The sequence below is a fragment of the Pseudomonas sp. DF11 genome (assembly GCF_058148565.1).
On sequence record NZ_JBYVYN010000011.1, the window covers coordinates 153,143 to 159,929 of the forward strand.

Genomic DNA, 6,787 nt, shown 5'->3' on the forward strand with positions numbered 1-6,787 from the left:
CATGAACCTCTCTCTTCGCTTGGACGACCTGCGCAATACCTACCGCAGCGGCGAACTGACGCCACGCACATTGCTATTGGGCCTGCGGGAAAAAGCCGCGGCGTTGAATCCGGACTATCACCTGTTCATCCACCTGCTCACGGCCGAAGAACTGGAACCCTACCTGGCCGCGTTGGAAAGCCGCGACCTGGAAAGCCTGCCCCTGTACGGAGTACCTTTTGCCATCAAGGACAACATCGACCTGGCCGGCATTCCGACCACGGCCGCCTGCCCGGCGTTTGCCTACGTGCCGGAGCGTTCGGCCACCGTTGTCGAGCAGTTGCTGGCACTGGGCGCGATCCCCCTGGGCAAGACCAACCTCGACCAATTCGCCACCGGGCTCAATGGCACCCGTTCGCCCTACGGCGCCTGCCGCAACAGCGTGCTGCCCGACTACCCGGCAGGCGGTTCGAGCGCCGGCTCGTCGCTGGCCGTGGCCCTGGGCGTGGCGAGCTTTGCCTTGGGCACCGATACCGCCGGCTCCGGTCGGGTGCCTGCGGCACTGAATAACCTGGTGGGATTGAAGGCCACCCTGGGGTTGATTTCCACGGCGGGCGTGGTCCCGGCCTGTCGCACGCTGGACTGCGTCACGACCTTCACGGCGACGGCGAAAGAAGCCAGCCAGCTATTGGCACTGACCGCCCGTCCAGACCCTCGTGACGACTACAGCCGCCAGAACCCGCTGTGGAACGATGGCTCCGCATTCGGCGCCCCCCGGCGCTTTCGCTTCGGCGTGCCGCGCCAGCAGGACTTGGCATTTTTCGGCTGCCCTGAAGGTCCGCAACTCTTTCTGGAAACCATCGAACGACTTGAACGCCTGGGCGGCGAAGCCGTGGAACTGGACTTGTCGCCATTCCTGGAAGCGGCGCGGTTGCTTTATGAAGGACCTTGGGTAGCCGAACGCTACAGCGTTGCCGGCCCATTGATAGAGCGCGAGCCGCAGGCCGTACTGCCGGTCATCCGCGCCGTCCTGGCGAAAGCGCCGACGGTAGATGGCGTACAGACCTTCCGCGCCCGGTACCGTTTGCAAGCGCTCAAAGCCCAATGCGACCGCGCCATCGACGCGCTCGATTGCGTGCTCACACCCACCATCGGCCGTCCGGTGACCCTCGCCGAACTGGCCGCCGAACCCGTGCTGCGCAACTCGGAGCTGGGTTACTACACCAATTTCATGAACCTGCTGGACTACGCTGCCGTCGCCGTTCCCTGTGCGTTCATGGCCAACGGCTTGCCCTGGGGCGTGACGCTGTTCGGTCGAGCCTTTACCGATCAATACCTCTTGAGCGTGGCCGATGCCTTGCAGCGTCAACAGGACAAGGCCTTGCCAGTTCCCGGCAACCCGGCTCGCCATGACCGGGCACGACTGGTGGTGTGCGGCGCGCACCTGGACGGATTGGCGCTCAATTGGCAACTCAAACAACGCGGCGCCCGTCTGATCGAGGTCACCCAAAGCTCAGCGGACTACCGCCTTTATGCCTTGGCCGGCGGCCCACCCTTGCGCCCCGGCATGCTTCGGGTCAGTGAAGGCGGCGTGGCGATCGAGGTCGAGGTCTGGGAACTGCCGAGCAGTGAACTGGGCTCATTCCTGACCGGCATCCCCGCACCGCTGGGGCTGGGCAAGGTGCAACTGGCCGATGGCCGCTGGGAAAGCGGATTCATCTGCGAGTCGTATGGCCTGGAAGGCGCGCAGGACATCAGTCATTTGGGGGGATGGCGGGCTTATCTAATTACCCTGGAGTAAACAGTACTCTGTGGCGAGGGGATTTATCCCCGCGGGGCTGCACAGCAGCCCCAAAACCTGTCAGCGCGGTGTATCAGACAGAATGCATTGGGGCCGCTTCGCGACCCAGCGGGGATAAATCCCCTCGCCACAATCTCGCAAACCTGTAAATCCGAGCACCTTTTCCCACAAGGCCACTAAACTGACTCCATTGGGTCTGCGCCAAGGGAAACGCCATGTCGCTCCGTTCGCCGTTGTATGCCCAGCACAAACCGCTCCTGGCCGTAGCGGCGCTGCTCGGTACAGGTTTCCTGATCATTGCATTACTGGGCTATTACGCAGCCCATGTCTCGGTACACGAGCACACTCTCAAGACGCTATATTTGAACCTGCTGATCGGCGCCCTCGTGACGCTGGTTGTCCTGGCAATCGTTTATCGGCTGATCAACAGCTACCAACAGCGCATCGACGCCCAAGCGACTCTCGACAGCCTGACCGAATTGCCAAACCGCCGTGGCTTCGACCTGCTGGCCGTGCAAGCCCTGCATGAAGCCCGGCGCGAGCCCAAACCCTTGACTGCGTTGCTGCTGGAACTGGACGATTTCAAACGTTTGGATACCCTCCATGGTCATATCGCCACCGATCAACTGCTGACCGGGTTCGCCCGCGACCTGACGCAAAGCCTGCGGCATTCGGACATCGTCTGTCGCTGGAGCGCCGAAGCCTTTGTCGTCTTGCTCAAGGACACCGATGGACAGACCGGTCTGAAAATCGCTGAGAAAATTCGTCAGCACATCGAAAAGCAGCGTTATTTCTGCAGTGGAAAACAACTGCTGGTCACCGTCAGTCTCGGCCTCACCACCTTGCAAGACGAAGACACCTTGCACAACCTGCTGTCACGGACCGATCATGCGCTACAACGCGCCCGGCAGACCGGGCGCAACCGAACCTGCGTGGAAATGCCCCACTCCAGTTATGAATAAACCCGACCTTTGCCCGGCCTGCGGTGGTGCCAATGACTGCACCCTGGCCGACCCACGAACCGTCGACCGGGCCTGCTGGTGTTTCGGCGTGAGCATCGACCCGGCCGTACTCGAGGCATTACCGGCCGAGCTGCGGGATCAGTCCTGCCTGTGTCCGCGTTGCGCCCAGGTCGAAGCCCAGTTGCGCGCCAAGCCTCGGCCAATCGCGTAAGATGCCCGCCCTCCGCTGCCCTGCCTAAACTGCCCATGCGCGTCGACCGTTTCCTCAGTAATCTGCCGCGATTCAATCGCCAACAAGTACGCCTGTTGCTGGTGGAGCGCCGGGTGCGGATCGATGGCCAAGTCGTCAGCGATCCCCATGCCTGCGTACGTGAATTCAGTCGCGTTGAAATCGACGATGAAGTGCTGCAAGCAGGCCGGCCGGCACGCTACTTCATGCTGCACAAACCACCCGGCTGTGTCAGCGCAACCCGCGATCCACAACACCCCACGGTCCTCGACTGGCTGGACGAACCGGACAAGGACGACCTGCACATCGCCGGGCGCCTGGACTTCAACACCACCGGGCTGATGCTGATCACCAATGACGGTGCCTGGTCACGGCGCCTGACCCAACCGCAGACCAAACTGCCCAAGGTCTACTACGTCGAAACCGAGCAAATCATCACCGCCGAATATGCCGACACCTTCGCCCGGGGTCTGTACTTTGCCTTCGAAGACCTTACCACCCAGCCGGCAGAGCTGACGCTGCTGGGGGAAAGATCGGCGCGCCTGAGCATCGTTGAAGGGCGCTACCATCAGGTCAAACGCATGTTCGGCCACTTCAACAACAAGGTGCTGCGCCTGCATCGCGAGCGCATGGGGCCGCTGACGTTGGACGCCCATCTCGAACCGGGCCGATACCGCGCCCTGAGCCCCGAAGAAATCCATCTCATCTGAACCCGCTACCGCTGGGCAGAAGTGTCGAACAATTTTCCAAGAGGTACTTGCGCAACGCTCGCCCCCCTGCTTGAATCAAACCGTCGGCCGAAATGTGACCGATGAGTCACAACATACTTCCAAGAAACTTTTTGCCGGCTGGAACCCTCAGGTTCCGCCTTGTGCCGCCGGCGAACTGCCCGCCTATAACAACACCCGTCGACCATTTTTCTGGATCGACATGGGCCTTATCTTCCAGGCGTATGCCTACCTGTCACATTGCCCGTGCAATCTCATTGCGCGCATACCCGCTTGCCAGGAGTCTTATGACATGAGGCCAGAAATCGCTGTGCTGGATATACAGGGTCAGTATCGGGTTTACACGGAGTTCTATCGCGCAGACGCCGCACAAAAGACCATCATTCTGGTCAACGGCTCAATGGCCACCACTGCGTCGTTTGCACAGACCGCCAAAAACCTCTACCCGCAATTCAACGTCGTGCTGTACGACCAGCCCTACGCGGGAAAGTCCAAGGCCCACAATCGGCACGAGAAAATGCTGACCAAGGAGATCGAAGGGCAGATCCTCCTGGAACTGATCGACCACTTCGCCGCCGAGCACGTGCTGTCGTTTTCCTGGGGTGGCGCCGCTACGCTGAGCGCCTTGGCCCAGAGGCCACGACGCATCGAAAAAGCGGTGATCAGCTCGTTCTCGCCAGTGCTCAATGCGCCGATGCGCGACTATCTGGAACGCGGTGTGGATTACCTGGGCAGCCTGGACGGCGACCGTGTCGGGCATTTGGTCAACAGCACCATCGGCAAGCATTTGCCGCCGCTGTTCAAGCGCTTCAACTATCGCCATGTCAGCAGTCTGGCCGAACATGAATACGGGCAGATGCGCTTCCACATCACCGACGTGCTCAACAGCGACCAGCAGTGCTACATCAACGCGGCCAAGAAAATCAACGTACCGGTGCTGTTCCTGAACGGCGAATGGGACGAATACACCTCGGCCGACGACGCCAGGCTCTTCGCCAACCATGTCGAGCACAGCACCTTCAGCACGCTGCAAGCCACCGGGCACTTCCTGGACATGGAACACAAAGCCGCCTGCCGCGACAGCCGCAACGCCTTGATGGGTTTCCTCACACCGGAACACCACGAAAGCCGACCGCGCTATAGCTATGTGCAGAGCTACCATGCACTGGCCATCTGAAACCGAGTCCTGGCGAGCAAGCCCCATCCTGCGCCTTCAGCAACGGGGCTTGCCCGCCAACGACCGCTCTGGTTTGAGGCTCGCGTAGACGACTGACTGCACGCCATGTGAAGAAAAACTTCAAATCCGTGCCCACATCTGGTACAAAGTCAGCCGCTCTGAGCGGGTGTCGTATAATGGCATTACTCCAGCTTCCCAAGCTGATAACGAGGGTTCGATTCCCTTCACCCGCTCCAATCGAATTCTGGTCCCGCGCTGTGTGTTAGCGAGGGATAAAAAAACCGGCTCTTGGTGGCCGGTTTTTTTTGGTCTGGTGTTTTTGAAGGTTGCGCCCCTGACGGTCGCGCCGAAGTTGAAGTTAGAAAAAAGCCGAGAAACAATAGATAGACCGTACGTTTGAGAGTGGGAGCCGCAAGTCCCCTCTAACGACAAAACAAAAAGCCCCGGCGCTTTTCGCAGCGGGGCTTTTTGTATCTTGGCCGCCTACTTGTGTCGTTCGTTGCTCGGCAAGAACGCTATCTGCCGTTTAGGAAAACAGATCATTGGCAAACTGGTTAACGCCCGACAGAGTGATGAGCTGCATATCAGCCGTCTGGATCTGTTCGATGGTGTTGTAACCTGCATACCAATCCTCGAGGCGCACACCTTCTTGCGGTGTCTGTCCTGGATCGAAGCTTGATCGGTGCAGATAGAGGTCATTACCGATGCGATCAGCCAACAGTTCAGAGCTGCTGATATATGACAAAACCAATTTGTCACCGCTGCTGATGCCGTCATCCTGAATCGTCACTAACGTTGGAGTATTGATGGTGTAGGTATCGCCACCCTCACCACCGTTAGCAAAACCTCCGGCCTGCAATACCAGCCTGTCATCCCCCTGACCTCCTGACAGTGAAAAGCCCACGCCTGTACCGGTCAACAGGTCATTGTCTTCTCCACCATCAGCCATGCCATGTGCCACAGTGATAGTGTCACTTCCGGCCTCACCGTAGGCTTGAGTACCCTCGTCGCTGGCAGCCGTGACGATGCTGTCGTTACCGCCGCCGCCGTACAAGATGTCTGCCTGCGGCCCATTCGCCGAGCCATCGACGTTGAAAGGCCCTATCGACGAAGTCAGCCCACCATAGATGAAATCATTCCCGTCCCCGCCGTCGATGACGTCGTTGCCCAATCCGCCCTCCAGATAGTTAACACCGGTGTTTCCAACCAAGGCATCGTTGAAGTGACTGCCCAACACGTGTTCGATGTTGAGCAATACATCACCTTCTGCATCGCCACCTTGATTGATTTGAGTCTGCAAGTTGATCGAGACGCCTGTTGTGCTTGTAATGTAAAAAGCACTGTCCAGACCGACGCGACCATCGATGACATCTGCCCCGGCTCCACCAATGAAGATGTCCTTCACACCAGAGCCCGATAGCGTGTCGTTAAAATCGCTGCCTTGAAACATTTCAATGTTGGCGTAGGTATGACCAGCAGCCTCCCCTGTGTCAGTGCCGTTGGTCAGGTCGATCGTCACCGCGCTGTCAGACTGCTCATAAGTGACTAGATCCACGCCACCCGCGCCATCCTGCTTCATGGACGAACTACCGCCATAGAAAATGTCGTTAAAATTCGACCCTCTGATCACCTCGATACCGGTATAGGTATCACCTGCCGCGATCCCGGAATACACCCCCGTCTTGAGGTTGATGGTCATGGCTTCTTTGCTGTCGAGATAACCCGCTACGTCAGAGCCGGCACCGCCGATGAACTGGTCCGCGCCCGCGCCACCGTACAGGGTGTCGTTACCCGAACCGCCGGTAATGATGTTGTCGCTGTCGTTGCCGTAACCGGTGTATGCACCAGTGCCGACGAAGGTCAGACGTTCGACGTTTGCCGCCAGGACGGTGCTATTGGGATTGACCACCG

The 6,787-nt window shown here is 59.2% G+C and carries 5 protein-coding genes, 1 tRNA gene and 1 pseudogene; 6 read left to right on the plus strand and 1 reads right to left on the minus strand.

Features of this window, described 5'->3' with window-relative positions:
- The first annotated feature begins 1 nt into the window (after position 1).
- From atzF to AC30D9_RS26315, 6 genes and pseudogenes are all read left to right on the plus strand, one after another.
- Complete coding sequence (gene atzF / locus AC30D9_RS26290; RefSeq protein ID WP_490145150.1) at positions 2-1,780, plus strand: allophanate hydrolase; 1,779 nt, start codon at positions 2-4, stop codon at positions 1,778-1,780.
- 350 nt (positions 1,781-2,130) lie between these two features.
- Positions 2,131-2,742 (plus strand): annotated as a pseudogene (locus tag AC30D9_RS26295) (GGDEF domain-containing protein); the annotation flags it as partial.
- A complete protein-coding gene (locus AC30D9_RS26300; protein WP_134923170.1) occupies positions 2,735-2,953 on the plus strand; it encodes a cysteine-rich CWC family protein in 219 nt (72 codons plus the stop codon). The pseudogene AC30D9_RS26295 and the gene AC30D9_RS26300, both read left to right, overlap by 8 nt.
- 35 nt (positions 2,954-2,988) lie before the next feature.
- Complete coding sequence (locus AC30D9_RS26305; protein ID WP_490145151.1) at positions 2,989-3,681, plus strand: pseudouridine synthase; 693 nt, start codon at positions 2,989-2,991, stop codon at positions 3,679-3,681.
- Between the two features lie 310 nt (positions 3,682-3,991).
- Complete coding sequence (locus AC30D9_RS26310; protein WP_134923168.1) at positions 3,992-4,876, plus strand: alpha/beta fold hydrolase; 885 nt, start codon at positions 3,992-3,994, stop codon at positions 4,874-4,876.
- A gap of 162 nt (positions 4,877-5,038) precedes the next feature.
- Positions 5,039-5,112 (plus strand) — tRNA-Gly (locus AC30D9_RS26315).
- A 290-nt stretch (positions 5,113-5,402) separates the two neighbouring features.
- Here AC30D9_RS26315 and AC30D9_RS26320 read toward each other — a convergent pair.
- The coding region (locus AC30D9_RS26320) for a calcium-binding protein (RefSeq protein WP_490145152.1) at positions 5,403-6,787 on the minus strand (1,385 nt) is incomplete at its 5' end.